Annotated in this window: 34 protein-coding genes; 20 read left to right on the top strand and 14 right to left on the bottom strand. The window is 60.3% G+C overall.

What is annotated here, in order from left to right; translation table 11 throughout:
* The first annotated feature begins 28 nt into the window (after positions 1-28).
* The 5 genes from L1P05_RS02600 (at position 29) to nanQ (ending at position 3,620) form a co-directional block, all read left to right on the top strand.
* Positions 29-700: a thiol:disulfide interchange protein DsbA/DsbL gene (locus tag L1P05_RS02600; RefSeq protein ID WP_012847394.1), complete on the top strand. Its 672-nt coding sequence runs from the start codon at positions 29-31 to the stop codon at positions 698-700.
* Between the two features lie 16 nt (positions 701-716).
* On the top strand, positions 717-1,418 hold the full coding sequence (dsbI, locus tag L1P05_RS02595) for a protein-disulfide oxidoreductase DsbI (protein ID WP_012847393.1): 702 nt from the start codon (positions 717-719) through the stop codon (positions 1,416-1,418).
* Between the two features lie 165 nt (positions 1,419-1,583).
* Positions 1,584-2,291 (top strand): N-acetylmannosamine-6-phosphate 2-epimerase, encoded by a 708-nt coding sequence (locus tag L1P05_RS02590; RefSeq protein ID WP_012847392.1) that lies wholly within the window; start codon positions 1,584-1,586, stop codon positions 2,289-2,291.
* Positions 2,272-3,147, top strand: coding sequence for an N-acetylmannosamine kinase (nanK, locus tag L1P05_RS02585; protein ID WP_012847391.1), 876 nt, complete (start codon positions 2,272-2,274; stop codon positions 3,145-3,147). Before L1P05_RS02590 ends, nanK begins: the two co-directional genes overlap by 20 nt.
* Positions 3,144-3,620, top strand: a complete 477-nt coding sequence (gene nanQ / locus L1P05_RS02580; RefSeq protein WP_012847390.1) for an N-acetylneuraminate anomerase — start codon at positions 3,144-3,146, stop codon at positions 3,618-3,620. Before nanK ends, nanQ begins: the two co-directional genes overlap by 4 nt.
* A gap of 218 nt (positions 3,621-3,838) precedes the next feature.
* Here the strand turns inward: nanQ and sspB are convergent, their stop codons facing one another.
* The 5 genes from sspB to zapE all read right to left on the bottom strand — a co-directional run bounded on the left by sspB (position 3,839) and on the right by zapE (position 7,535).
* Entirely contained in the window at positions 3,839-4,330 is a 492-nt protein-coding gene (gene sspB / locus L1P05_RS02575; protein WP_012847389.1) for a ClpXP protease specificity-enhancing factor, read from the bottom strand.
* A 2-nt stretch (positions 4,331-4,332) separates the two neighbouring features.
* Positions 4,333-4,974, bottom strand: coding sequence for a stringent starvation protein SspA (sspA, locus tag L1P05_RS02570; protein WP_012847388.1), 642 nt, complete (start codon positions 4,972-4,974; stop codon positions 4,333-4,335).
* A gap of 335 nt (positions 4,975-5,309) precedes the next feature.
* The gene (rpsI, locus tag L1P05_RS02565) at positions 5,310-5,702 is read right to left on the bottom strand and encodes a 30S ribosomal protein S9 (protein ID WP_005281735.1); all 393 of its coding nucleotides are present in this window, start codon (positions 5,700-5,702) and stop codon (positions 5,310-5,312) included.
* Between the two features lie 14 nt (positions 5,703-5,716).
* Positions 5,717-6,145 (bottom strand): 50S ribosomal protein L13, encoded by a 429-nt coding sequence (gene rplM / locus L1P05_RS02560; RefSeq protein WP_012847387.1) that lies wholly within the window; start codon positions 6,143-6,145, stop codon positions 5,717-5,719.
* A 256-nt stretch (positions 6,146-6,401) separates the two neighbouring features.
* On the bottom strand, positions 6,402-7,535 hold the full coding sequence (zapE, locus tag L1P05_RS02555; RefSeq protein ID WP_392439942.1) for a cell division protein ZapE: 1,134 nt from the start codon (positions 7,533-7,535) through the stop codon (positions 6,402-6,404).
* Positions 7,536-7,732: 197 nt separating this feature from the next.
* Here zapE and zapG point away from each other — a divergent pair, with 197 nt between their 5' ends.
* The 3 genes from zapG (at position 7,733) to degS (ending at position 10,729) form a co-directional block, all read left to right on the top strand.
* On the top strand, positions 7,733-8,125 hold the full coding sequence (zapG, locus tag L1P05_RS02550; protein ID WP_012847385.1) for a Z-ring associated protein ZapG: 393 nt from the start codon (positions 7,733-7,735) through the stop codon (positions 8,123-8,125).
* A gap of 155 nt (positions 8,126-8,280) precedes the next feature.
* Entirely contained in the window at positions 8,281-9,576 is a 1,296-nt protein-coding gene (locus tag L1P05_RS02545) for a Do family serine endopeptidase (protein ID WP_012847384.1), read from the top strand.
* A 91-nt stretch (positions 9,577-9,667) separates the two neighbouring features.
* Positions 9,668-10,729, top strand: coding sequence for an outer membrane-stress sensor serine endopeptidase DegS (degS, locus tag L1P05_RS02540; protein WP_012847383.1), 1,062 nt, complete (start codon positions 9,668-9,670; stop codon positions 10,727-10,729).
* Positions 10,730-11,091: 362 nt separating this feature from the next.
* On the opposite strand, the gene murA is transcribed toward degS, so the two are convergent.
* The 7 genes from murA to mlaF all read right to left on the bottom strand — a co-directional run bounded on the left by murA (position 11,092) and on the right by mlaF (position 15,929).
* Positions 11,092-12,348 carry a UDP-N-acetylglucosamine 1-carboxyvinyltransferase gene (gene murA, locus L1P05_RS02535; RefSeq protein ID WP_012847382.1) on the bottom strand — a complete coding sequence of 419 codons (1,257 nt, stop codon included), beginning with the start codon at positions 12,346-12,348 and terminating at the stop codon, positions 11,092-11,094.
* 63 nt (positions 12,349-12,411) lie between these two features.
* Positions 12,412-12,666, bottom strand: a complete 255-nt coding sequence (gene ibaG, locus L1P05_RS02530) for a BolA family iron metabolism protein IbaG (protein ID WP_012847381.1) — start codon at positions 12,664-12,666, stop codon at positions 12,412-12,414.
* A gap of 140 nt (positions 12,667-12,806) precedes the next feature.
* Positions 12,807-13,121, bottom strand: a complete 315-nt coding sequence (gene mlaB / locus L1P05_RS02525) for a lipid asymmetry maintenance protein MlaB (protein ID WP_012847380.1) — start codon at positions 13,119-13,121, stop codon at positions 12,807-12,809.
* Positions 13,118-13,768 (bottom strand): phospholipid-binding protein MlaC, encoded by a 651-nt coding sequence (gene mlaC / locus L1P05_RS02520; RefSeq protein ID WP_012847379.1) that lies wholly within the window; start codon positions 13,766-13,768, stop codon positions 13,118-13,120. Before mlaC ends, mlaB begins: the two co-directional genes overlap by 4 nt.
* Before the next feature lie 20 nt (positions 13,769-13,788).
* Positions 13,789-14,322, bottom strand: coding sequence for an outer membrane lipid asymmetry maintenance protein MlaD (mlaD, locus tag L1P05_RS02515; RefSeq protein WP_012847378.1), 534 nt, complete (start codon positions 14,320-14,322; stop codon positions 13,789-13,791).
* Positions 14,323-14,326: 4 nt separating this feature from the next.
* On the bottom strand, positions 14,327-15,109 hold the full coding sequence (gene mlaE / locus L1P05_RS02510) for a lipid asymmetry maintenance ABC transporter permease subunit MlaE (RefSeq protein WP_012847377.1): 783 nt from the start codon (positions 15,107-15,109) through the stop codon (positions 14,327-14,329).
* Positions 15,099-15,929 carry a phospholipid ABC transporter ATP-binding protein MlaF gene (gene mlaF / locus L1P05_RS02505; RefSeq protein WP_012847376.1) on the bottom strand — a complete coding sequence of 277 codons (831 nt, stop codon included), beginning with the start codon at positions 15,927-15,929 and terminating at the stop codon, positions 15,099-15,101. The genes mlaE and mlaF overlap by 11 nt, the downstream gene beginning before the upstream one ends.
* Positions 15,930-16,209: 280 nt before the next feature.
* Between mlaF and L1P05_RS02500 the strand changes: the two genes are divergently transcribed.
* The 12 genes from L1P05_RS02500 to rnk all read left to right on the top strand — a co-directional run bounded on the left by L1P05_RS02500 (position 16,210) and on the right by rnk (position 24,962).
* Entirely contained in the window at positions 16,210-17,199 is a 990-nt protein-coding gene (locus L1P05_RS02500) for a calcium/sodium antiporter (protein WP_012847375.1), read from the top strand.
* 54 nt (positions 17,200-17,253) lie between these two features.
* The gene (gene kdsD, locus L1P05_RS02495; RefSeq protein WP_012847374.1) at positions 17,254-18,240 is read left to right on the top strand and encodes an arabinose-5-phosphate isomerase KdsD; all 987 of its coding nucleotides are present in this window, start codon (positions 17,254-17,256) and stop codon (positions 18,238-18,240) included.
* A gap of 15 nt (positions 18,241-18,255) precedes the next feature.
* A complete protein-coding gene (gene kdsC, locus L1P05_RS02490; protein ID WP_012847373.1) occupies positions 18,256-18,822 on the top strand; it encodes a 3-deoxy-manno-octulosonate-8-phosphatase KdsC in 567 nt (188 codons plus the stop codon).
* Positions 18,819-19,391 (top strand): LPS export ABC transporter periplasmic protein LptC, encoded by a 573-nt coding sequence (gene lptC, locus L1P05_RS02485; RefSeq protein WP_015460892.1) that lies wholly within the window; start codon positions 18,819-18,821, stop codon positions 19,389-19,391. The genes kdsC and lptC overlap by 4 nt, the downstream gene beginning before the upstream one ends.
* The gene (gene lptA, locus L1P05_RS02480) at positions 19,366-19,923 is read left to right on the top strand and encodes a lipopolysaccharide ABC transporter substrate-binding protein LptA (RefSeq protein WP_012847371.1); all 558 of its coding nucleotides are present in this window, start codon (positions 19,366-19,368) and stop codon (positions 19,921-19,923) included. Before lptC ends, lptA begins: the two co-directional genes overlap by 26 nt.
* 6 nt (positions 19,924-19,929) lie before the next feature.
* Complete coding sequence (gene lptB, locus L1P05_RS02475; RefSeq protein WP_012847370.1) at positions 19,930-20,655, top strand: LPS export ABC transporter ATP-binding protein; 726 nt, start codon at positions 19,930-19,932, stop codon at positions 20,653-20,655.
* Between the two features lie 124 nt (positions 20,656-20,779).
* Entirely contained in the window at positions 20,780-22,249 is a 1,470-nt protein-coding gene (gene rpoN, locus L1P05_RS02470) for an RNA polymerase factor sigma-54 (protein ID WP_034168337.1), read from the top strand.
* A gap of 21 nt (positions 22,250-22,270) precedes the next feature.
* The gene (gene hpf, locus L1P05_RS02465) at positions 22,271-22,558 is read left to right on the top strand and encodes a ribosome hibernation promoting factor (protein WP_012847368.1); all 288 of its coding nucleotides are present in this window, start codon (positions 22,271-22,273) and stop codon (positions 22,556-22,558) included.
* 119 nt (positions 22,559-22,677) lie between these two features.
* Positions 22,678-23,142: a PTS IIA-like nitrogen regulatory protein PtsN gene (ptsN, locus tag L1P05_RS02460; RefSeq protein WP_071818497.1), complete on the top strand. Its 465-nt coding sequence runs from the start codon at positions 22,678-22,680 to the stop codon at positions 23,140-23,142.
* A 108-nt stretch (positions 23,143-23,250) separates the two neighbouring features.
* Positions 23,251-24,102, top strand: a complete 852-nt coding sequence (gene rapZ, locus L1P05_RS02455) for an RNase adapter RapZ (RefSeq protein ID WP_012847366.1) — start codon at positions 23,251-23,253, stop codon at positions 24,100-24,102.
* Between the two features lie 7 nt (positions 24,103-24,109).
* Complete coding sequence (gene npr, locus L1P05_RS02450) at positions 24,110-24,382, top strand: PTS phosphocarrier protein NPr (RefSeq protein ID WP_012847365.1); 273 nt, start codon at positions 24,110-24,112, stop codon at positions 24,380-24,382.
* 169 nt (positions 24,383-24,551) lie between these two features.
* Complete coding sequence (gene rnk / locus L1P05_RS02445; RefSeq protein ID WP_012847364.1) at positions 24,552-24,962, top strand: nucleoside diphosphate kinase regulator; 411 nt, start codon at positions 24,552-24,554, stop codon at positions 24,960-24,962.
* Between the two features lie 35 nt (positions 24,963-24,997).
* Here the strand turns inward: rnk and L1P05_RS02440 are convergent, their stop codons facing one another.
* Together L1P05_RS02440 and cybC are read right to left on the bottom strand one after the other, a co-directional pair.
* On the bottom strand, positions 24,998-25,507 hold the full coding sequence (locus L1P05_RS02440; protein WP_034168338.1) for a cytochrome b/b6 domain-containing protein: 510 nt from the start codon (positions 25,505-25,507) through the stop codon (positions 24,998-25,000).
* A gap of 6 nt (positions 25,508-25,513) precedes the next feature.
* Positions 25,514-25,900 (bottom strand): cytochrome b562, encoded by a 387-nt coding sequence (gene cybC, locus L1P05_RS02435; protein WP_012847362.1) that lies wholly within the window; start codon positions 25,898-25,900, stop codon positions 25,514-25,516.
* Between the last annotated feature and the right edge of the window lie 90 nt (positions 25,901-25,990).

The raw sequence follows: 25,990 nt of genomic DNA, 5'->3' as shown, positions 1-25,990 counted from the left end.
GTATCGCTTTAGGAAAGGAGTCTCCACTATGCATTTAACCCTGGGTAAAACACACCTTAAAGCCCTGCTGGGCGCCACGCTGCTGACCTGCGCCTTCGGCGCCGCCGCCTTCAGCGAAGGCACGGACTACGTGGTGCTGGAAAAGCCGATTCCCAATGCCCAGAAGACCCTGATCAAGGTCTTCAGCTACGACTGCCCCTTCTGCTACAAGTATGACAAAGCGGTCACCGGCCCCGTCAGCGACAAGGTTAAGGATATCGTACGCTTCGAGCCGTACCACCTGGATACCAAGGGGGTCTATGGGCCACAGGGCAGTGAAATTCTCGCCGTACTGCTCAATAAGGATCGCGCCGCCGGCGTCTCCATCTTCGATGACGCTTCTCAGTTCAAAAAGGCCAAGTTTGCCTACTACGCGGCCTACCATGATAAAAAAGAGCGCTGGAAGGATGGCAAGGATCCGGCTGCCTTTACCCAAACCGGGCTGGACGCCGCAGGCCTAAGCCAAGCCGATCTGGAGGGGGGGCTGAAAGATCCCGCGGTGCAAAAGACCCTGGGTGAATGGAAGGCTTCCGCCTACGACGTCGCCAAGATCCAGGGCGTACCGGCCTATGTGGTCAACGGTAAATACCTGATCATGACCAAGAGCATCAAATCCGTTGACTCCATGGCCGATTTAGTCAAAGAACTGGCTGCCAAGTAGCCTAAGGATGATCGCTATGTTTGCAAAAATGTGGAGTGACCTACGCCAAAATCCGGTCGAAACGCTGGTTCGCTGGCAGGAGCAGCGCTTTCTCTGGCTGCTGATGGCCCTGGCCATGGGCGGGCTGATCGTCCTGGCGCACGCCTTTTTTCAGATCTACCTGTACATGGCCCCCTGCGAACAGTGCGTCTATATCCGCTTTGCCATGTTTGTCATGGTCATCGGCGGACTGGTCGCGGCGATCAACCCCCGCAATCTGGCGCTGAAGCTGTTCGGCTGTATCGCCGCCTTTTATGGCGCCATCATCGGCATGGGGTACTCCATCAAATTGAATGGGATCCACCATGCGGTGCACAGTCCAGACGCGCTGTTTGGCGTGCAGGGATGCTCCACCGATCCCAGCTTTCCCTTCGGGCTGCCCCTGGCCGAGTGGGCCCCCTCTTGGTTTAAGCCGACCGGCGACTGCGGCTACGATGCGCCGATGGTGCCACAGGGCGTGGCGCTGGACAGCGTACAGCAGTGGTTTATCGACATGTACGTGCAGGCTGAGGGCTGGTATCTGATCCCCTCCATGCAGTTTATGAATATGGCGCAGGCCTGTTTCCTGGCCTTTGCGCTGTGCTTTGCGATCCTGGTGATCATGAGCGTAGCCTGGGCTATCCACCTGCTGCGCCGCCGCGCGATGCCCGCAGACCCTACCGCCTCTACCCCCCGCTAAACCACTGGCGGAGTTTAACTCCGCCACCGCCCTCCCTCGTCACACGCTCACGGACGATAGTTTGACCCTACTCACGCTTTGCTGCATTTTACCTTGATGGAGTATTGCTCCATAATATAAATTCATATGGAGTTCAATTCTAAAGCGTAATCAAGGTGAGGTGCCATGTCTGTATTCACCACTCTACAACAGCATATTCAACGCAACGGTGCCCTGATCGTCTCCTGCCAACCGGTGCCGGATAGCCCGATGGATAGCCCGGAGATCGTCGCCGCGATGGCCGCGGCCGCTGCCCAGGCGGGAGCCGCCGCGCTGCGTATCGAAGGCGTGGCCAACCTGCAGGCGGTGCGCCCGCGCGTCACCCTGCCGATTATCGGGATCATCAAACGCGATCTGGATGACTCGCCGGTACGCATTACTCCTTTCCTGCGCGATGTTGACGATCTGGTTCAGGCCGGTGCCGATATCATCGCCTTTGACGGCACCCTGCGCCCCCGCCCGGAGCAGCGAGAGGCCCTGCTGGCGCGAATACAGCACCATGGACGTCTGGCGATGGCCGACTGCTCCTCGCTGGAGGATGGGCTGTACTGTCAGCATCTCGGCTGCGATTTTATCGGCACCACGCTCTCCGGCTACACCAACGGAGAGACGCCCTGCGAGCCAGATTTGGCGCTGGTGCACGCGCTGAGCAGCGCCGGATGCCGGGTGATCGCCGAAGGGCGCTACAACACGCCGGCGCAGGCGGCGCAGGCGCTCTCCCAAGGGGCCTGGGCCGTCACCGTCGGCTCGGCTATCACCCGCATTGAGCACATCTGTCAATGGTATTGCCAGGCTCTCCAGGCGGAGGCGCATCATGAATACGCTGGCCATTGATCTGGGCGGAACCAAGCTGGCGGCGGCGCTGGTCGACGTCGATGGCCAGCTGAGCCAACGCGTCGAGGCTGCCACGCCGGCCAGCGGTGACCCGGAGGCTCTAACGCAGGCGCTCGCCCAGCTAATCACGCGCTATCGCGGAATGGCTGATAGGGTTGCCGTCGCCTCTACCGGCATTATTCATCAGGGGATCCTCAGCGCCCTGAACCCCGATAACCTGGGCGGACTAAACCGTTTTCCGCTGCAGGAGTGCATTGAGAGGCTCAGCGCGCTGCCCTGCCATCTTCTCAATGACGCCCAGGCCGCGGCCTGGGCTGAGTACCTTGCCCTGACGCCCAGCGGTCAGGATATGGCGTTCATTACGGTATCGACCGGCGTAGGCGGCGGGCTGGTGCTCAACGGCCGCCTTCAGATCGGGCGCGGTGCCTTCGCTGGCCACATTGGCCATACCCTGGCCGATCCGGCGGGGCCACGCTGCGGCTGCGGTCGCAGCGGCTGCGTCGAGTCCATTGCCTCAGGGCGGGCCATCGCCGCGGCGGCGCAGGACGATCTGGTCGGTCTCGATGCCCGCGCTATTTTTCAACGGGCCGCCGCGGGCGATGCCCAGGCACAGCGGCTCATCGCTCGCTCGGCTCAGGCGATCGCTCAGCTGATCGCCGATCTGCGGGCGACGTTGGATATTCAGTGCGCGGTGATCGGCGGCAGCGTCGGCCTGGCACCAGGCTATCTGGATCAGGTTCAGCATTTTCTGCGGCAGATGCCGCACGCTTACCACGCCACGCTGTATTCAGCCCGCCATCAACGCGATGCCGGCCTGATCGGTGCGGCACTCTGGAGTCGGAGAGAAACGGCATGATACTTGGACATATTGATGATTTAGCCCAGCGCGGCGACCTGCCTACCCCCATTCGCCGAGCGCTGCAGCGCGCGCTGGAGGCCGGCGCAGCGCAGCTGGAAAACGGTACGCACCCCATCGACGGCGAGCGGCTGTATATGAATGTCATGACGCTAACGCCACAGCGTGCGGAGGAGAAACAGGGCGAGATACACCGCGACTATCTGGATATTCAGCTGGTGCTGGAGGGCGAAGAGCGTATCGACTTTACCTTGGCAGGCCAGGCGCGCGAATGCCAACCCTACCAGCAGGAGGGAGACTATCAGCTGTGTGCCGCCATGGCGCAGCCGCAGCGCCTGATCATGACGCCGGGGATGTTTGCGGTCTTTCTCCCCGGAGAACCCCATAAGCCCGGCTGTATCAGCCGGACGTCAGACCCCATTCGGAAAGTCGTCGTAAAACTGCACCGCGACTGTCTTAAGGAAGAGAAATAACAGCAGTCTGGATATGGCTCTCGGCATACCCCTGCCGGCGATGTCCGCCATCCTCTTTGACGTGTGATCGCCCTGCTCCCCCTATGTGGGGCATCACACTTTTTTCTCCTTTTCCCCGCGGGCTACGCGAAAACAAAACAAAACCCCCTGCCTAGCAGGGGATTTTCAACAGACAAAAAAAAACCGGGTTCGGCTCCCGGTTTCTATTAACGTTTACGTTATTTAACCACGCGCAGGGCCGGACGGCCGCGCGGCGGAGGCTCATCGCCGCCGTCATCATCAGCGGGCGCTTCGTTATCCGGCGAACGATCGCCGTCGATCAGCGTCATGGCCGGCTCGTCGCTCTCCGTCTCGGCGCGCGTCTCATCGCCATCCTGCTCATAGGCAGCCTCTGGCTCAAACATCGTACCGGCGCCGTTTTCACGCGCATAGATAGCCATCACCGCCGCCATGGGCACATATACCTGACGCGGTACGCCGCCAAAGCGGGCGTTAAAGCGCACCGCATCATCGGCCAGCTCCAGCCCACCCACGGCGCGCGGCGCGATATTCAGGACAATCTGCCCATCGCGCGCGTACTCCATCGGCACCATCACGTCGGCGCAGTGTACATCCACCACCAGATGCGGCGTCAGCTGATTATCCAGCAGCCAGTCATAGAAAGCGCGCAGCAGGAAAGGGCGGCGCGGTGACATTTGCGACAGCTCCATCATCAGCCTCGGGTATGCAGACGCATTTCACGCTCAGCCTCGGTCAGCGAGGCCAAGAAAGCATCGCGCTCAAAGACGCGCGTCATATAGCCCTTCAGCTCTTTGGCACCAGCGCCGCTCAGCTCGATGCCCAGCACCGGCAAACGCCACAGCAGCGGCGCCAGATAGCAGTCCACCAGGCTGAACTCATCGCTCATAAAGTACGGTTTCTGGGCGAAGACCGGCGCGATCGCCAGCAGCTCTTCACGCAGCTGTTTACGGGCGGCGTCCGCCTCCTGAGCGCTGCCTTTTTCGATCTTGTACAGCAGAGAGTACCAGTCGCGCTCGATCTGGTGCATAAACAGGCGGCTCTCACCGCGAGCAACCGGGTAGACCGGCATCAGCGGCGGATGCGGAAAGCGCTCATCAAGGTATTCCATGATGATGCGAGATTCATACAGCGTCAGCTCGCGGTCAACCAGCGTCGGCACCGTGCGGTAGGGATTGAGGTCGATCAGATCCTGCGGCAGATTGTCCATATCCACCTGCTCGATCTCGACGCTGACACCCTTCTCAGCCAGGACAATGCGTACTTGATGGCTAAAGATGTCGGTCGGCCCGGAAAACAGCGTCATTACCGAACGTTTGTTGGCAGCGACAGCCATGAAAACCTCCAAGTTTATCTAGAAAACGGTATGAACAGGTGCCCGTCAGGCTCTACATAGAGAGACGCGCAGCGCCTGTTGCACAGTTACGGGCGCAAAAAGGCAAGACAACGGAAACATTGACTTATCCCGACCTGCGGCGCTCAAATTTTATACGTTGCAACAGGAGACAAAAGTGAATGCTAGTTTACCAGAAATTGGCGTACTTGTGGGGGGCAGATAATGATTTCATGGATAAAATCCTTTACAGCGAATAAACCAACGCCGTACGGAAATAAAAAAACCCGGCCAGGCCGGGTTTTTTAGCATTAAGGATCTGCCGAAGCAGAAACCCATTAACGCTTGGAGAACTGCGGACGACGACGTGCTTTGCGCAGACCGACTTTCTTACGTTCAACCTGACGAGCGTCACGAGTGACGAAGCCAGCTTTACGCAGTTCAGAGCGCAGAGTTTCATCGTACTCCATCAGAGCGCGGGTGATACCGTGACGGATCGCACCTGCCTGACCAGAGATACCACCACCTTTAACAGTGATGTACAGATCCAGTTTTTCAACCATGTCGACCAGTTCCAGCGGCTGACGAACTACCATGCGGGCAGTTTCGCGACCGAAGTACTGTTCCAGAGAACGCTGGTTGATAACGATTTTACCGCTACCCGGTTTGATAAATACGCGAGCGGCGGAGCTTTTGCGGCGACCAGTGCCGTAGTATTGATTTTCAGCCATTGCCTATATCCCGATTAAATGTCCAGAACCTGCGGTTGCTGCGCCGCGTGATTGTGCTCGTTGCCCGCGTAAACTTTCAGTTTACGGAACATTGCACGACCCAGCGGGCCTTTCGGCAGCATGCCTTTAACCGCGATTTCAATTACACGCTCAGGACGGCGAGCAATCATCTCTTCAAAGGTCGCTTCTTTGATACCGCCGATGTGGCCAGTATGGTGGAAATACTTCTTGTCCAGACGCTTGTTACCCGTTACGGCAACTTTTTCTGCGTTCAGAACGATGATGTAATCACCAGTATCCACATGCGGGGTATACTCCGCCTTGTGCTTGCCGCGCAGGCGACGAGCCAGTTCAGTTGCCAAACGGCCTAAAGTTTTGCCGGTAGCATCAACAACATACCAGTCGCGTTTTACGGTTTCTGGTTTAGCTGTAAAAGTTTTCATTAAAAGCTTACCCAATTTTTAGTTACACGTTGGTGAACACAACGCTTCGATTTTCAGTGTTGAGGTTCACACGACCATCGTCCAGCAAACCTACCCCTTCGAATAGAGCCATGCCGGCACATAAAGTTTTTGGGAAAAAAACTTTGTTGTAACGTGGGGTCGCGAGATTATAGAGAAGTCGGCCTCAAAGATCGATCGCTTTTTCGCACGGCGATGGAATTTATTGCCCGCGCGCGGCGATACCTCCCGTGCGCACTCATGGCCGATGCGGCAGGCTCAGGTAGGCTTCGCTCTGCATCTCCTGCAGGCGGGACAGGCAGCGCTGATATTCAAACGCCAGGCGCTCGCCGCGATAAAGACCAAACATATCGCAGGTCGCGCTGATAATCAGCGTCACCCGGCGCTCATAGAACTCATCCACCAGCGCCAGAAAACGCCGTGCGCACGCTTCACGGTCGGCCCCCATCGCGCTGACCCCGTGCAACAGCACCGTATGATAGTGCTGAGCCAGCGCAATGTAATCCCGTGAGCTGCAGGGCGCCTCGCACAGCGCGGAGAAATGCAGCGCCACCACCGCCTCTGCGCGCCGTAGCACCGGCATCTGGCGGTGGTTGATCGCCAGCGTACCGCCGATCTGCCCCGTCTGACCGGCCAAGCGTAGAAACAACGCCTCCATGGCCTGTTCTGTGCGCGCCCCCAGCGGCGTCAGGTACAGGTGCGCCTGGGTCAGGGTGCGCAGGCGGTAATCGGTGCCCCCGTCGACGTTCAGCACCTGGCAGTGCGTCTGGATTTGGGCGATGGCGGGCAGAAAGCGGCTGCGCTGCAGGCCGTTGGGGTAGAGCTGCGCCGGGGGAATATTGGACGTGGCGACCAGCGTCACCCCGCGCGTGAACAGCGCCGGCAGCAGGGTACCTAACAGCATGGCGTCGCCGATGTCCGTCACAAAAAATTCGTCGAAGCACAGCACATCCGCCTGCGCCTTCAGCGCATCCGCCAGCGCCGACAGCGGATCGGCCTGTCCCTGTTTATCCGCCAGCGACTCATGCACCCACAGCATGAATCGGTGAAAGTGCAGACGCTGCTTGCGCTGTCCTGGCAGGGTGTCAAAAAACAGATCCATCAGCCAGGTTTTTCCCCGGCCAACGCCCCCCCACAGATATAGCCCAACGATGGGCTCCGCGGTACGCCGCCCACCGAGCCAGTGAGGCAGCCGCGTCCGCCACGCGGCCGGCCCGGCGGTATGCCAGCGCACCGCCCACTGACGATGGATCTCATCCAGCGCCTCCACCGCTCTCTGCTGAGCGGCGTCCGGCTGATAGTCACCGGCGGCCAGGGCCGCGCGGTAGCGGGCCAGCGGCGTATCGGGCGTCAGAGCATAGGGCGAGGACATCGGCGCGGGTATCCTTATTCTGCATTATGGACGACGCGCTAAACGCCTGCGTCATCCCCTTCAGTGAGTCATAACCATATGCAAAATAGCGACGGGATTCCACTCTGGCTCGGTTAGCGGTTATAGTGTGGGTATTAGGGAATGTCCCGTAACTGCGTAATCACACGAGCAGGATTGTTCAGACAATAGGAGTCACCATGACTTGGGAGTATGCGCTTATTGGTTTGGTTGTCGGCATCATCATCGGTGCGCTGGCGATGCGCTTTGGTAACCGGAAACTGCGCCAGCAGAAAACGCTGCAGGATGAGCTGGAGAAAAGTAAAACCGATCTGGATCAGTACCGCCAGGAGCTGGTCAACCATTTTGCCCGCAGCGCCGAGTTGCTCGACAATATGGCGAAAGATTACCGTCAGCTGTATCAGCACATGGCGACCAGCTCAAATAATCTGCTGCCGGATATGCCTGCGCATGATAATCCGTTCCGCTACCGTCTGACGGAAGCGGATAACGATCAGGCGCCGGTCGAGATCCCGCCGCGCGACTATTCCGAGGGCGCCTCCGGCCTGCTGCGCGCCGACCGCCACGATTAACCGCATCAGCGCCGCCCGACGGCGCTGATGCGCCCTGCGCGTACCCTGGATAGCCCGTCGTCCGGCGGTACGCGTCATCGCGCGCGGCGCCGCCGCTTCATCTTTTTTCCCTTACTCCGTCGCAGCCCTTGCGCCACAGATTGTAGGATGGTGCCATGACCCGCAGATCGCTTCCCCTTCTTCTTGCCCTGAGCCTGTCGCTCGGCGCGCTGCCCACCGCCCAGGCATCGCTGCCGGCGACCCTGAACGGCCAGGCGCTGCCCAGCCTGGCGCCTATGCTGGCCAAGGTTCTGCCGGCCGTGGTCAGCGTCTATGTCGAGGGCAAGCAGACGCCGCGCCACCGCCGCATGGAGGGGCTCGGCTCCGGCGTTATCATTAACGCGGATAAAGGCTACGTGCTGACCAATAACCACGTCATCCGCGATGCCCAATCGATCCGGGTACAGCTGGAGGATGGGCGGGAGTACTCAGCCCGACTGATTGGCCGCGATGCCGCCTCTGATATCGCGCTGCTCCAGCTGATCGATGCCCGTCATCTGACGGCCATTCCCCTGGCCGACTCCGATAAACTGCGCGTCGGTGACTTTGCCGTGGCCGTCGGCAATCCCTTTGGGCTAGGGCAGACGGCCACCGCCGGCATCGTCTCTGCGCTGGGGCGCAGCGGGCTCAATCTGGAGGGGCCGGAAAACTTTATTCAGACCGACGCCGCCATCAACAGCGGCAACTCCGGCGGGGCGCTGGTCAACCTCAAGGGCGAGCTGATCGGGATCAATACCGCGATCCTGGCCCCCGCCGGCGGCAACATCGGTATCGGCTTTGCGATCCCCAGCAATATGGCGCGCAGCCTGAGCGATCAGCTGATCAAATACGGCGAGGTCAAGCGCGGCGTGCTGGGGATCCGGGGCCGTGATATGACCGCCGATCTGGCCAACGCCTTCAAGCTGGACAGCCCGCGCGGCACCTTCGTCAATGAGGTCTTACCCAAATCTGCCGCGGCGCGCGCCGGGATCCGGGCCGGCGATGTGCTGATCTCCCTCAATGGTACCCCGATCACCAGCTTCGCCGAGCTACGGGCCAAGGTGGGATCCGTCGCGCCCGGCACCGCGCTGCAGATTGGGCTGCTGCGCAACGGCAAGCCGATGAACGTCACCGTGACATTGGAAAACCATGCGCTGGCCAGCGTGCAGGGAGAGACGCTGACGCCGGCGCTTGCCGGGGCGAGCCTCAGCCCCGGAGAGGCCCAGGGAGCGCCGGGGATCCGTATCGATACGGTAGAAAAAGGGTCACCGGCGGCGCAGATCGGTCTGCATAAGGCGGATCTGATCATCGGCGTCAACCGCCTGCGCACCCGCGATATCACCGCCCTGCGCCGCGCGCTGGCCGGCGACCCGCCGGTTATCGCGCTGCATCTGATCCGCGGCGGCGAAGGCATGTACCTCCTGCTGCGTTGATGGCCTGCACAAAATCGGGGGGCGGGCGCTGCCCCACTCCCCGTTTCTCTGTTATTCTTGCGATTACCCTTTCCGCTCTACGTTGATAACCATGCTGGTAAAACTGCTGCGCTCCACTCTGCTCGGTCTGGCCGTGGCAATCGTATTGATGATTGCTCTTCCCTCTCTGCGCCCCCACGGCCTGATGCCGCTGTTCAGCGAGGCGAGCTTCGAAGAGCAGCCGGTAAGCTATAATGCGGCGGTCAGACGCGCCGCGCCGGCGGTGGTCAACGTGTATAACGGCAGCATGAGCGGCAGCAACAGCGGGCTGGCGATCAAAACCCTGGGCTCCGGGGTAATCATGGATGAGAAAGGCTATATCCTGACCAACAAGCATGTGGTCAGCGCCGCCGATCAGATCGTGGTCGCCCTGCAGGATGGCCGCTGGTTCGAGGCGATGCTGGTCGGCTCCGATACCCTGACGGATCTGGCGGTGCTCAAGATCCAGGCCAGTAACCTGCCGGTGATCACCATTAATCCCAAGCGGGTACCGCATATCGGTGACGTGGTGCTGGCCATCGGCAACCCCTATAACATCGGGCAGACCACGACGCAGGGGATCATCAGCGCCACCGGACGTGTCGGCCTGAGCACCTACGGCCATCAGAACTTCCTACAGACCGATGCCTCCATTAACCACGGCAACTCCGGCGGGGCGCTGGTCAACTCCCTCGGCGAGCTGGTCGGTATCAATACCCTCTCCCTGGATAAAAGCAACGACGGCGAGACGCCGGAGGGCATCGGGTTCGCCATTCCCACCGCCCTCGCCACCAAGATCATGAACAAGCTGATCCGCGATGGCCGGGTGATCCGCGGCTTCATCGGCATCGGCGGGCGGGAGATCGTGCCGGTGCGTAATCAGCCGGCCAGCGCCGAGCGTATTCAGGGGATTATCGTCAATAGCGTCGCCGCAAACGGGCCTGCGGCCCTGGCGGGGATCCACCCTGGCGATATCGTCCTCAACGTCAACGGGAAGCCGGCGATCAGCGCCACGGAAACGATGGATCAGGTAGCGGAAATCCGCCCGGGCAGCGAGGTGCCGGTCATCATCATGCGTAACGGCGAGCGCCTGAAGCTGAACGTGACCATCGCCGAGTTTCCCAATGTAGACTAGGGCGCATCCCGTAACGGTGCGCGTCGTCGGCGCGGGGTCAGACGCGCGTAATCAAGGCGGCGAGCGCAGGACATCGTGGGACTATGTTCAAGTCTGACAACGCAGCGTTCGTGCTTCTGACACGCGCCCCGCAGGGCTGGGGCTATTTTAGCCCCGTACGGCGTTACTCACGGTGTATTTAGGCCCGCCAAAGCTCGCCGCTCGCGCCTTGTCCTGGGCAAAATAACCGCCAGCAACGTTACCGGATACGTCCTGATCTCTCCTTGCCGCTGAAGCACCGCGCACCGGCGTCCGCGGCGCCGTTCAGCGCATAAAAAAGCCCCCGGCCTGACGGCGGGGGCTGTTTCATTCAGCGGCGGCGATTATTCGCCCACGCGCTCAATCCGGGCGCCCATGGCGCTCAGCTTGTCTTCGATCCGCTCATAGCCGCGATCGATATGATAAATCCGGTCTACCAGCGTGGTGCCCTGCGCGATACACCCGGCGATCACCAGGCTGGCGGAGGCGCGCAGATCCGTCGCCATCACCTGCGCGCCGGAGAGCGTTTCAACGCCGTGACAGATAGCGGTGTTGCCTTCGATCTCCGCGTGCGCGCCCATGCGAATCAGCTCAGGGATGTGCATAAAGCGGTTTTCAAAGATGGTTTCCGTAATCACGCCGGTGCCTTCCGCCACCAGGTTCAGCAGGCTGAACTGCGCCTGCATATCGGTCGGGAACCCCGGATGGGGCGCGGTGCGCACCGTGACCGCCTTCGGGCGCTGGCCGTGCATATCCAGCGATATCCAGTCTTCGCCCACCTCGATATCCGCCCCGGCCTCACGCAGCTTGGCCAGCACCGCATCCAGGGTGTCCGGGCGGGTGTGACGGCAGACGACGCGCCCGCGTGAGACCGCGGCGGCCACCAGGAACGTCCCGGTTTCGATGCGATCCGGCAGCACTCGGTAAACCCCACCGCCCAGACGCTCGACCCCTTCAATGGTAATGCGATCGGTTCCGGCCCCGCTGATCTTCGCGCCCAGCGTATTCAGGAAGCCAGCGGTATCGACGATCTCCGGCTCGCGAGCGGCATTTTCAATCACAGTGGTGCCCTGCGCCAGCGTGGCGGCGCTCATGATGGTCACGGTTGCGCCAACGCTGACCTTGTCCATCACGATATGTGCCCCCTGCAGACGCCCCTGCACGGAGGCTTTCACGTAGCCCTCCTCCAGGCGGATCTCCGCCCCCAGCTGCTCGAGGCCGGAGATGTGCAGATCCACCGGGCGAGCCCCGATGGCGCAGCCGCCCGGCAGCGAGACCTGGCCGCGGCCAAAGCGCGCCACCAGCGGCCCCAGCGCCCAAATCGAGGCACGCATGGTCTTCACCAGTTCATAGGGCGCACACAGTTCGTTGACGCCGCTGGCGTCGACGTGCACCGAGCCGTTACGCTCAACCTTGGCCCCCAGCTGACTGAGCAGCTTCATGGTGGTGTCAATGTCGCGCAGCTTGGGTACATTTTGGATCTCTACCGGCTCTTCAGCCAGCAGCGCGGCAAACAGGATCGGCAGGGCAGCGTTCTTGGCGCCGGAAATTGTCACCTCACCGTCGAGACGGGTCGGCCCCTGCAAACGAAATTTATCCATTTAATTGCGTTCTCGCTTAATCAGTTATCTACCGCCGCCCGCCCGTTGGCCGACGGCGCAAAATCACAGACCGCTCAACTTGCGGTCGCGCTGCCACTCGTCGGGCGTATAGGCTTTGATGGTCAGCGCATGAATACGGTTGTCCGCAATGTACTCCATCAGCGGGGCGTAAACCGCCTGCTGCTGCTTAACCCGGCTCATCCCGGCAAACAGCTCACCCACTACGATAACCTGAAAATGGCTACCGTCACCGGTGACATGGACCTCTTGCAGGGCCAATGCCTTCATCAGCACGTCTTTGATTTGATCATTATTCATGGCGTTCGATTCTTTTCGGGTTACCAAGCCTATGCAATAGGCGAATAGGCTGTACATATTAGAGGAAAGTGGCGTCGGCTTAAACAGTGAAAAGCCCCCATCGGCGCCGCTGACGGGGGCTTGATGATTATTACGAGGGATTACGCAAGGTTAGCCGAGGGCGCCGCGCACACTACGATATCCTGCAGGTTATACAGGGTTATCAGGGTACGCAGGCGCTCACTGACGCCCCGCAGCGGTATCGGCGTCTCCGGACGCAGGTTTTGCACATGCAGCAGCAGGGCCAGCCCCGCCGAATCCACCCGCGACAGCTCGCTGATATCCACACACGTGATGTCCGTCAGCAGCGTCTGGCGCTGCTGCCAGAGCGCATCCAGCGAATCGCACTCCAGCGCCCCCTGCAGGTACAGGGTCGCGTCGACGCGCCGCCAGCGCAGTTCACCCCGCGCTGTCACTGCTTGGTGTCCAGCGTAATGGGCTGTTTGGCCGCGACGATCAGCTGCTGCGTCAGGCCATCGACCCCTTTCTCGCGCAGAATGGCGGCCCATTCGTTCTGTTTGGTGGTGATCATGCTGACCCCCTCGGCAATCATGTCAAACGCCTGCCAATGGCCGGTCTGGGTATTTTTACGCCATTGGAAATCCAGACGCACCGGCGGGCGCCCCTGATTGTCAAAGATCGTGACCCGGATAGTCACGATAGTGGCATCGCCCAGCGGACGCTCTGCGGCCACCTCATAGCGCTGGCCATGATACAGCGCCAGGGCCTGGCCATACACCTGCTCCAGATAGCTCTGGAAAGCCTTAAAGTAGGCATCGCGCTGCGCCGGCGTCGCGCCGCGGTAATACTGGCCCAGCACCAGTGCCCCGGCGTACTTCACCTGCACATAGGGCATCAGCTCTTCACGCACGATCGTGCGCAGATAGTCGGGGTCCTGCTTGATACGCGGCTGCTCGCTCTTCAGGCGGCTAAAGGTCGCGGCGGCGGCCTGATTCATCAGGGTATAAGGGTTGCTTTGGTCCAGCGTCGGCGCGGCGCTGGCCTGCGCGGAGAACCAGGGCGCCACGCACAGCAGCGCGGCCATCACAATACGTTTCAACATGTTCAACATCCTCGCTGTGATTAATGTGCGACAGGCGCCGGCGTATTGCCGGCGGGAGCGGTACTGGCGGAGGCGTTACCGTTCTCGCCGCCGCTCTTATACAGGAACTGCCCGATCAAATCCTCCAGCACGATGGCTGACTTGGTATCCTGAATAGTGCCACCGTCTTTCAGAATCGCCGTGCCCATCTCCGGATCTTCAAACCCGACGTTGAGGGCCAGATACTGCTCTCCCAGCAGGCCAGAGGTCCGGATCGCCAGGGAACTGGTGTCGGGAATATGGTTGTAGCGCTGGTCGATGTCCATCGCCACCCGCGGCAGATAGGTCTGAGGATCCAGCGAAATCTCCGCCACCCGGCCAATCACGACGCCGCCGATTTTCACCGGAGAGCGCGCCTTCAGGCCGCCGACGTTATCAAACGTAGCGTACAGGCGATACGTCGGCTCGCTCCCCAGCGATTTCACGTTGGCCACCTGTAGACAGAGGAAAACGGCGGCACACAGGGCGATCAGCATAAACAGACCGACCCACACTTCAGCTTTTTTCGTTTGCATTGCATCAATTCCCAAACATCAGTGCCGTCAGCACAAAATCCAACCCTAACACCGCCAGCGACGCATGCACGACGGTACGCGTCGTCGCTCGACTGATCCCAGCCGAGGTGGGGACCGCATCATAGCCGTTGAACAGCGCGATCCACATGACCGTAATGGCGAATACCAGGCTCTTGATCAGACAGTTCAGCAGATCGGTGCGGTAGTCCACCGCCCCCTGCATCGCCGACCAGAAGAAACCCGCGTCGATGCCTTTCCAATCTACGCCGACCACCGAGCCGCCCCAGATCCCCACGGCGACAAAGATCACCGTCAGCAGCGGCATGCTGATCACCCCAGCCCAAAAGCGCGGCGCGACCACGCGCCGCAGCGGATCAACCGCCATCATTTCTAGGCTAGAGAGCTGCTCCGTCGCCTTCATCAGGCCGATTTCCGCGGTCAGCGCCGAACCGGCGCGTCCGGCGAACAGCAGGGCGGTCACCACCGGCCCCAGTTCGCGCAGCAGCGACAGCGCCACCATCATGCCCAGGCTGGCCTCGGCGCTGTAGGTCGTCAGCACCAGATACCCCTGTAGCCCCAGCACCATGCCGATAAACAGCCCTGAGACGATGATGATCAGCAGAGACTGAACCCCGACGCTGTACAGCTGGCGGCGCAGCAGCGGCCACTGCTTGCCTGGCTCTGGCCGACCAACCAGCGCGCTGAAGAGCATCAGTCCCGCGCGACCGAAGGCGGCGCAGACCCGAATGCCACGGCGTCCAAAGGCCGCCAGTCCATTAAGCAACATGTGATGAGCCCTCTCCCGATGCCAGCAGCGCATGGCGATAGTCACCCGCCGGGTAACGGAAAGGCACCGGCCCATCGGCGATGCCGTCAAGGAACTGGCGCACCCGCGGATCCTGATTCGCACGCAGCGCCTGCCGATCGCCGTGCGCGATGACGCGCTGCTCCGCCACGATATAGGCATGGTCGGCGATACTCAGCACCTCGGGGACATCGTGCGATACCACTACGCAGGTGATGCCCAGCGCGTGATTCAGCTCGTCGATCAGCTTCACCAGCACCCCCATGGTGATCGGGTCCTGGCCGACGAAGGGCTCATCGAACAGGATCATCTGCGGATCGAGCGCGATAGCCCTGGCCAGCGCCGCCCGGCGCGCCATGCCGCCGGACAGCTCGGAGGGCATGAGGTCGGCGGCACCGCGCAGCCCCACGGCCTCCAGCTTCATCAGTACGGTGGTGCGCAGCAGGCTCTCCGGCAGCCGCGTATGCTCCCGCAGCGGAAAGGCCACGTTGTCAAACACGCTGAGATCGGTAAACAGCGCGCCGGACTGAAACAGCATGCTCATCTTCTTACGCGCTTCAAACAGTCGGCCGCGGGAGAGCGCCGGAATATTCTCTCCGTCGAACCAAATCTCCCCGCGGTCCGGACGCAGCTGGCCGCCGATCAGACGCAGCAGGGTGGTTTTACCGATCCCCGATGGCCCCATGATCGCCGTCACCTTCCCGCGCGGAACGGTCAGATTAATGTCGGTAAAAATCTGGCGATTTCCGCGGCTAAAGCTCATTCCACGGATATCCACCAGATTATTTTCCTGATGATTCATCCACAATTATTCCTGGTTATTGATCAGCTAACTCAAGCAAAACACAGCCACGTGCTTTTTCTAGGTTATTAATGCTATTTTTTCGTCACTATGACATTCAGACAGTGAATTTCCCGCCTTGATAGCAGCATAAGTTTTACTTTTATCCCGCCTACCGTCAAAATTAAGTGAATTACTTACTGCCAGCGGTATCGGTGGCCGACTGACCGCGTTCAGTTAGACGTTAGAAACTGTGTCGCCGGACACTGAGGTCCGGACTTCATTCACCCAAGGATCCTGCATGCTGCTCGCCACCCTGCTAATGCTCATCGGTTTACTACTTTTAGTGTATGGCGCAGACCGTGTGGTGTACGGCGCAGCGGCCGTTGCGCATGCGCTGGGCGTGGCTCCGCTGGTCATCGGCATGACCATCGTCAGTATGGGAACATCCCTGCCCGAATTGACCGTATCCTTGACTGCAACTCTGCATAATCAAATAGATACGGCCGTTGGTAACGTTCTGGGGTCGAACATCACCAATATCTTGCTAATCCTTGGCTGTGCGGCATTGATCCGCCCACTGTCCGTACGCTCCGATATCCTGCGTCGCGAACTGCCCCTGACCCTGGGGGCCACTATCTTGTGCGGTTTTTTGCTGTATGACAATCAGCTTAATCGTATTGATGGTGCTATTTTAATGACCTTTTTCGGCGCATTCTTATGGCTAATGCTTAAAATGGCCCACAGGGTAATGCCGGGCGGTCAGGATAGCTATGCCCGAGAGCAGATCGCGGAGCTGCCGCGGGATACCGGTCTACCGGTCGCCCTGCTGTGGATGGCGCTCGGGTTCATTATCCTGCCCTTGGCCTCTCGCATGGTGATCGACAATGCCACGGTGCTGGCCCGCTATCTGGGCGTCAGCGAACTGATCATCGGCCTGACGGTGATCGCCGTCGGCACCAGCCTCCCGGAGCTGGCAACGGCCTGCGCCGGCGCCATAAAGGGCGAGCATGATATTGTACTGGGGAATATCATTGGCTCCAACACCTTCAATATTCTGGTGGTACTGGGGATACCGGCATTAATCGGCCCGCGCAATCCCCTCATCGACGGCGCCGCGTTCGCCCGCGACTACTGGGTTATGCTGGCCTTTACGCTGGTGCTGACCCTGCTGTGCCTACGGCGTAGGCACAGCATCGGCCGCCTCGCGGGCGCGCTGCTATTGTGTGCGTTTATCGCCTATATCGGGCTGCTGTATACGCAGCCTTCGCTGATGTTGTATTGGGATTGACTCCCCGGGCAGGATCCGCCGAGTCAGTGGTTTTGCGAGACGTGAGAAAACAAAATGTCACATATGGAATTTCAGCCGGATTTTGATTTTCAGCAGGCAGGGAAAGATGTCCTACGTATCGAGCGAGAAGGACTGGCGCAGCTGGACCATTTCATCAACCAGGACTTCAGCCGCGCCTGTGAGGCCATGCTGCGCTGCAGCGGTAAGGTAGTGGTCATGGGGATGGGCAAATCGGGCCATATCGGGCGTAAGATTGCCGCCACCCTCGCCAGTACCGGCACCTCCGCCTTTTTTGTCCATCCGGGCGAAGCCAGCCATGGCGACCTGGGCATGGTAGAGCCGCGCGACGTCGTGCTGGCTATCTCCAACTCCGGTGAATCCCAAGAGATCCAGGCGCTCATTCCGGTCCTTAAGCGCCAGAGCGTCACGCTGATCTGCATGACCAACAATCCGGACAGCGCCATGGGCCGCGCGGCCGATATCCACCTGTGCATCCGGGTTCCGCAGGAAGCCTGCCCGCTGGGCCTGGCCCCGACCACCAGCACCACCGCCACCCTGGTGATGGGCGATGCCCTGGCCGTGGCGCTGCTGCAGGCGCGCGGCTTCACCGCGGAAGATTTTGCCCTGTCTCACCCCGGCGGCGCGCTGGGCCGCAAGCTGCTGCTGCGCGTCAGCGATATTATGCACAGCGGAGACGAGGTGCCGACGGTCTCGCCAACGGCCTCGCTGCGCGACGCCCTGCTGGAGATCACCCGCAAAAACCTGGGGCTGACGGTCATCTGCGGCCCCGATGCACATATTGACGGGATCTTTACCGACGGTGATCTGCGCCGTATATTCGATATGGGCATTGATTTAAATAATGCCAAAATCGCCGACGTCATGACCCGCGGGGGGATCCGCATTCGTCCCACGGCGCTGGCGGTCGATGCCCTGAACCTCATGCAGGATCGCCACATCACCTCGCTGCTGGTCGCCGAAAACGATCGGCTGATCGGCGTGGTGCATATGCATGATATGCTGCGCGCCGGCGTAGTCTGAAGAAACGGAGCTTGCATGCAACAGAATACCTCCCCGATTGCCACCTGCTATGGACCGGTTTCCGCCGATGTCATGGCGCGCGCCGCGCAGATCCGCCTGCTGATCTGCGACGTGGACGGCGTCTTATCCGACGGGCTGATCTACATGGGCAACCAGGGTGAAGAGCTGAAGGCGTTTAACGTCCGCGATGGCTATGGCATTCGCTGCCTGGTCACCCAGGGGATTGACGTGGCGATCATCACCGGTCGCAGTTCGCAGCTGGTGGCCGATCGGGCCGCCACGCTGGGTATCCGGCACCTGTATCAGGGGCAGTCCGACAAGCTTATCGCCTTTGAGCGCATCTTGGCCGATCTGCAGCTGGCCCCCCATCAGGCGGCCTATATCGGCGATGACCTGATCGACTGGCCGGTGATGGCACGCGTCGGACTGTCCGTCGCCGTCGCCGACGCTCACCCGCTGCTGTTGCCCAACGCGCACTACACCACCCGCATCGCCGGCGGCCGCGGTGCGGTGCGCGAGCTGTGCGACATTATCCTGCAGGCCCAGGGCAACCTGGATCAAGCCAAAGGGCTGTCGATATGAGTACGAGCAAACGCTGGGTGATCATCCTGCTGACCCTGATCGCGCTGGCGCTGATTGGCTGGAATCTGGCGGATAACTCGCCCGACGGCGCGCCGACGACGCTGGATCCCAATACGCCGAACTACCAGAGCCAGCACACCCTGACCGTCGTCTACGATCCCAGCGGCAAGCTGAGCTATAAGCTGGTGGCGCAGGATGTACAGCACTACAGCGAACAGGGCGTGACCTGGTTTACCCGGCCGGTGCTGACGACCTTCGATCCCCAGGCCGCAGCGACCTGGTCCGTTCGCGCTGACAAGGCCAAGCTAACGAACGATAACATGTTGTATCTCTATGGAAATGTAGAGGTCAATAGTTTGACGCCGACCTCGCAACTGGAAAGGATTACCACCGATAATGCGCAGGTGAATCTGGTTACTCAGGACATAAGCTCGGATGATGAGGTCACGCTGTACGGCAGCAATTTCACCTCTCATGGGTTGAAGATGCGCGGAAATATGCGGGATAAAACCGCACGGTTGATTGACAAGGTAAACACCTATTATGAAATTCAAAGCAAGCACCCTTAAACTGCGTGATCTGATCCTTGCCGGCGCCCTGCTGAGCGCCAGTGCCTCTGCGCTGGCCGTTACCGGTGATACCGATCAGCCGATCCACATCAACTCGATGCAGCAGTCGCTGGATATGCAGGGCAACGTCGCCACCTTCACCGGCGACGTGATCGTGACCCAAGGCACCATCAAGATCACCGCCGATAAGGTGGTCGTCACCCGCCCTAACGGACAGCAGGGTAGCGAAATCGTTGAGGCCTACGGTAACCCGGTCACCTTCTATCAGATGCAGGATAACGGCAAGCCGGTCGAGGGTCACAGCCAACAGCTGCGCTATGAACTGGCCAAAGACTATGTCATTCTGACCGGAAAGGCCTTTCTGAAGCAGCTCGACAGCAACATCGAGGGCGATCGGATTACCTATCTGGTGAAGCAGCAGCAGATGGAGGCCTTCAGCGATAAAGGCAAGCGCGTAACGACCGTGCTGCTGCCGTCCCAGCTGCAAGATAAAGGCAACGCCAAACCGGCGCCTCAGAAGAAGAGTAACTGATTCGTTATGGCAAGATTAATTGCGGAAAACCTGGCCAAGTCCTATAAAGGGCGCAGGGTCGTAGAGAACGTCAGTCTGACGGTAAACTCCGGCGAGATCGTCGGCCTGCTCGGCCCGAACGGCGCCGGAAAGACCACCACCTTCTACATGGTGGTCGGTATCGTGCCGCGCGATGCCGGGCGCATCATCATCGATGACGATGACATCAGCCTGCTGCCGCTGCACGCCCGCGCCCGTCGCGGCATCGGCTATCTGCCGCAGGAGGCCTCCATTTTCCGCCGCCTGAGCGTTTACGATAACCTGATGGCCGTGCTGGAGATCCGCGACGATCTCAACGCAGAGCAGCGCGCCGATCGGGCCGATGAGCTGCTGGAAGAGTTTCATATCGCCCATCTGCGCGATAACCTGGGGCAATCCCTCTCCGGCGGCGAACGGCGCCGGGTGGAGATAGCCCGCGCGCTGGCCGCCAACCCCAAGTTTATTCTGCTGGACGAACCCTTTGCCGGGGTGGATCCCATCTCCGTTATCGATATCAAAAAAATTATCGAACACCTCCGCGATCGCGGCCTCGGGGTGCTGATCACCGACCACAACGTGCGTGAAACGCTGGACGTGTGCGAGCGGGCCTACATCGTCAGCCAGGGTAATCTGATAGCCTACGGCTCTCCCGACGAGATCCTGGCCGACGAACAGGTCAAACGCGTCTATCTGGGTGAAGAGTTCCGGCTGTAAATTGGCGAGGCGTCATATCCGCTAGGGGCGCCTTGCCATGCCGACTCTTTGTTTTTTCGCCGGCGAGCGCCGCTGCGCACCACCGGCCACCACTGTCAGCAATCAAGGAACAGAACGCGCGATTATGAAGCAAGGCTTGCAACTCAGACTCAGCCAGCAGCTGGCCATGACGCCACAGCTGCAACAGGCTATCCGCCTGCTGCAGCTCTCTACGCTGGAGCTACAGCAAGAGATCCAGCAGGCGCTGGAAAGTAACCCGCTGCTGGAGCAACTGGAGCCGAATGACGAAGCCGACGGCGATAGCGCCGACGACGAGCGCGTGCAGGATGATGCCGACGCACGCGATGACGACGACCCGCTTGATACCCGCGATGCGCTAGAACAGCGCGAAATGCCGGATGAGCTGCCGCTGGACGCCAGCTGGGATGAAATTTACACCGCCGGCACCCCCTCAGGAACAGGAACCGACTACCACGACGACGAACTGCCGGTGTTTCAGGGGGAAACGACCCAGACCCTGCAGGATTACCTGATGTGGCAGGTCGAGCTTACCCCCTTCAGCGAAACGGATCTGGCCATTGCGACCGCCATCGTGGATGCCGTCGATGACACCGGCTACCTCACGGCCTCGCTGGAGGAGATCCTGGAGAGCCTCGGCGATGAGCACGCGCTGCCGGAGGAGGTCGAAGCCGTCCTAAAGCGCATTCAGCGTTTCGATCCCGTCGGGGTTGCCGCCCGCGACCTGCGAGACTGCCTGCTGGTGCAGCTCTCCCAGTTTGCGCCAGATACCCCCTATTTAAACGAGGCGCGCAGCATTGTCGATCGCCATCTCGATCTGCTGGGCAATCACGATTTCCGAAATCTGATGCGTTCGACTAAGCTAAAGGAAGAGGTGCTCAAGGAGGCGATGCAGCTCATTCAGAGCCTCGACCCGCGGCCAGGGCTCTCGATTAATACCGGCGAGTCCGACTACGTTATCCCCGACGTGCTGGTCCATAAGCACCAGGGACGCTGGGTAGTCGAGCTCAATCAGGACAGCGTCCCGCGCCTGCACATTAACCAGCGCTACGCGGCGCTGGGCGCCCAGGCACGCAGCGACAGCGATAGCCAGTTTATCCGCAGCAATCTGCAGGAGGCCAAGTGGCTGATTAAGAGCCTGGAAAGCCGTAACGATACCCTGCTGAAGGTATCCCGCTGTATCGTCGAACAGCAGCAGGCATTTTTCGAGCACGGCGCAGAGTCGATGAAGCCCATGGTGCTGGCCGACATCGCGCAGCAGGTAGAGATGCATGAGTCGACGATTTCCCGCGTGACGACGCAGAAGTTCCTGCACAGCCCGCGGGGGATCTTTGAACTGAAGTATTTCTTCTCCAGCCACGTCAATACCGAGGATGGTGGCGAAGCCTCCTCCACGGCGATCCGGGCACTGGTGAAGAAACTGATAGCGGCGGAAAATCCGGCGAAGCCTCTGAGCGACAGCAAACTTACCACCCTGCTGGCGGATCAGGGTATCATGGTCGCCCGGCGTACCGTTGCAAAATACCGAGAGTCTTTGTCCATTCCACCGTCTAACCAGCGTAAGCAGCTGGTGTGACACACCGAGAAGGAAGACATGATGCAGCTCAACATTACTGGACACCATCTTGAAATTACTGACGCTATCCGTCAGTTTGTCAGCGAGAAATTTGCCAAACTTGAGCAGTATTTTGACCGGATCAATCAGGTCAACGTCACTCTCAGTATTGAAAAGGTCGATCATATCGCCGAAGCAACGGTGTTTATCAACGGGGGAGAGCTGCACGCCTCGGCCCAGCAGGAAGACATGTACGCCGCTATCGATATCCTGATAGACAAACTGGCCCGCCAGTTAAACAAGCATAAAGACAAACTGAAACAACATTAACACTGCCTTATGGCTGGCACGCCAGCCTACCGACCGGCGGCCTACCCTGCAAGGGTGGGCCGTTTAAGCCTTAGGGGCTCCGCGTCGCCGGCACACAGCAGCCTTTTTGAAAAAACACCATGAGTAATGACTTAACTATGCCCTTAAGCGTCGTGCTGACTCCTGAATGCACGCGCAACGCCGTCCACTGCGCCAGCAAGAAGCGCGTATTGGAAATCATCAGCGAACTGGCTGCCGCCCAGCTCAACCTGCCGACTCAGGTCGTCTTCGACGCCATCCTGACCCGGGAGCGCATGGGCAGTACCGGGATCGGCAACGGGATCGCTATCCCCCACGGCAAGCTGGAAGAGGATACCCTGCGCGCCATCGCCGTCTTTATTCACCTCGATCAGCCTATCAACTTCGACGCCATTGACAATCAGCCGGTCGACCTGCTGTTTGCCCTGCTGGTGCCGGCAGATCAGTGCAAAACACACCTGCAAACCCTATCGCTGATGGCACAAAAGCTCTCGGATAAGGGCGTTTGCCGCCGCCTGCGCGCGGCGCAAAGCGATGAAGATCTGTACCAGATCATCACCGAATGATCCTCGCCCGCGCGATCCGAGGCTATCGCTGACGATCCGGGCTTGATAGTATGATGAGTGGGCAGGCAATACCGACCCGCGTAACAATAACAACAGGGGAGTGGTGATATGGTGCTGATGATTGTCAGCGGCCGTTCCGGTTCAGGGAAATCCGTGGCCTTACGCGCCTTGGAAGATATGGGATTCTACTGCGTCGATAACCTACCGGTCGAGCTACTGCCGGAGCTGGCGCGCACGCTGGCCACCCGGGATACCTCCGCGGCGGTCAGCATTGACGTACGTAACATGCCCGAATCGCCGGAGGTGCTGGAAACGGCGATGGACCATCTGCCGGAGAGCTTTACGCCGCAGCTGCTGTTCCTTGATGCCGATCGCAATACGCTGATCCGCCGCTACAGCGATACCCGGCGCCTACACCCTCTGTCCAGCAAAAACCTGTCGTTGGAAAACGCCATCGATCAGGAGAACGAGCTGCTGGAGCCGCTGCGTTCCCGCGCCGATCTCATCATCGACACGTCGGAAATGTCGGTGCATGAGCTGGCGGAGATGCTGCGCGCCCGTCTGCTGGGCAAGCGCGAGCGCGAGCTGACCATGGTATTCGAATCCTTCGGCTTTAAACACGGTATTCCCATCGACGCCGACTATGTTTTCGATGTCCGTTTCCTGCCTAACCCCCACTGGGATCCCAAGCTGCGGCCGATGACCGGGCTAGATAAACCGGTGGCGGCGTTCCTCGATCGCCACACCGAGGTACACAACTTTATCTACCAGACCCGCAGCTACCTTGAACAGTGGCTGCCAGCGCTGGAGAACAATAACCGTAGCTACCTGACGGTAGCCATCGGCTGCACCGGCGGTAAGCACCGCTCGGTCTACGTCGCCGAGCAGCTGGCGGACTACTTCCGCTCGCGCGGCAAGAACGTGCAGTCCCGTCACCGCACCCTGGAAAAACGCAGGTAGGCCGACCATGAGCGTGACGCAAACCGTAGAGATCAAAAACCGCCTGGGTATGCATGCCCGCCCGGCCATGAAGCTGTTCGAGCTGGTGCAAACCTTCGATGCCGACGTCATTCTGCGCAATGAAAACGGCATCGAGGCCGAAGCCAACAGCGTGATAGCCCTACTGATGCTCGACTCCGCGCAGGGGGGGCAGATAGAGATTCAGGCCACCGGCCCAGACGAGCGCCAGGCGCTGGACGCCGTCGTCTCGCTGTTCAACGCCGGCTTCGACGAAGAGTAGCCCCGGCCGGCCGGGGACTCCCCAATTTGTGAGCCAGCTCTCTTTTAAAAGCCCTATCGGCTTACTATGATCGCATCATGAATAGCCCTCGCCGCCCATGTCGGAACGGTGAGGGTTTTCTTTTGTGACGAGACAGGACGCAGCCATGCGTCATACCATGGAGAGAACAATGTCCCGACCAGCCATTATCATCAATGAATTGGACGCTGAACGCCTCGACAGGCTGCTGGAGCGGCCGGCCTTTGCCGCTCAGCCCGTCGCCCAGGCGCTGAATGAAGAGCTCGATCGCGCCCAGCTGCTGGCACCGGCGGCGATGCCCGCCGACGTCGTGACCATGAACAGCCGCGTACGCTTCCGCGATCTGAATACCAATGAAGAGCATGTCCGCACCCTGGTGTATCCCCATCTGCAGGATAGCGCTGAAGACGGTCTGTCCGTGATGGCGCCGATCGGCGCCGCGCTGCTGGGGCTGCGCGTCGGCGACGCGATTCGCTGGACGCTGCCCAACGGCAATCAGACCCATATTGAAGTGCTGGCGCTGCTGTACCAGCCGGAGGCGGCCGGCGAGCTGCTGCGCTAAGGCTCACGCCCGCCGCGGTGGGCGTTTACGACGACCTACTCCCCGCCGCGGCGCCCCGGCAGCATCGCGCCGATCAGATTCCGCCGCAGCCAAAACGACATCGCAAATACCGCCGCGATGTGCACGCAAACCACCAGCGTCAACGCATCGACCAACCAAACATGCCATACGTCCAGCGGCCAGCGAAAAGCCAGGTCGTTCCCCTGCCCCCAGCCCGTCAGCGCAATCAGTAACAGCAGCAGCCAGGTTGCCCAGATACCGATTGCGCCCAATGGGTTGTGGTGCGGCGCCTGCGGCACCGTACGGGTGCGCAGCTCATGCAGATGGTGGATCAGCGCACTCGGCGTTGGAATGAACGCCGACAGACGCGCCGCCCCACGCGCCCCCGTCACGCCCCACAGCAGGCGCAGCAGCACCAGCCCGGCAACCGTCAGGCCAATGAGCTGGTGCGGCGTACTACCGGGCACCGTCAGATACAGGCGGTTACACAGAAAGCCCAGCGCCACGCTCCAGTGCGTCAGGCGCACGACGGCATCCCAATGCATCGAGGCTTAACGGTACTTTTTATGGTAGACGTTGCGCGTCTGCAGCATCTGCTGCGCCTCGGTCTTCGCCTGATCCAGCTGGCCAGCGTCCGCCAGCTTCTCCGCCTTGTCTATCTGACCGATCAGCAGATCCAGACCGTGACGATAATCCTTCATGTCCGCACTGTCAGACGCCTGTCCCTGCAGCTTGCTGGGTGCCTCTGACTTCGCCGCCGTCGCCGCCGCACGCATCGCCGTCAGCGCCTGCTTAAAGTCCTGCGCCGTCGTTGCCTGCTGCGCCTGTCGATAGCTTTGATTGATGACATCCATATCTTCGCTTACGCTGGCCGCCTGTGCCAGGGCACTGCCCGCCATCATCGCCAAACCCGCCAATGCCAATACGCTCTTACGCATGCTTACACCCTCACGTTTTATTAACATTTAATCACGCTAATAAACATAAAGAGTCTAGGGGAAATAGGCAAGCCTCTGACAGAAGCAACG

This window comes from Edwardsiella piscicida (assembly GCF_021733145.1).
Classification (GTDB): Bacteria; Pseudomonadota; Gammaproteobacteria; order Enterobacterales; family Enterobacteriaceae; genus Edwardsiella; species Edwardsiella piscicida.
The sequence above is the reverse complement of the archived record's forward strand: the minus strand, read 5'-3'. Positions and strand labels throughout refer to the sequence as shown.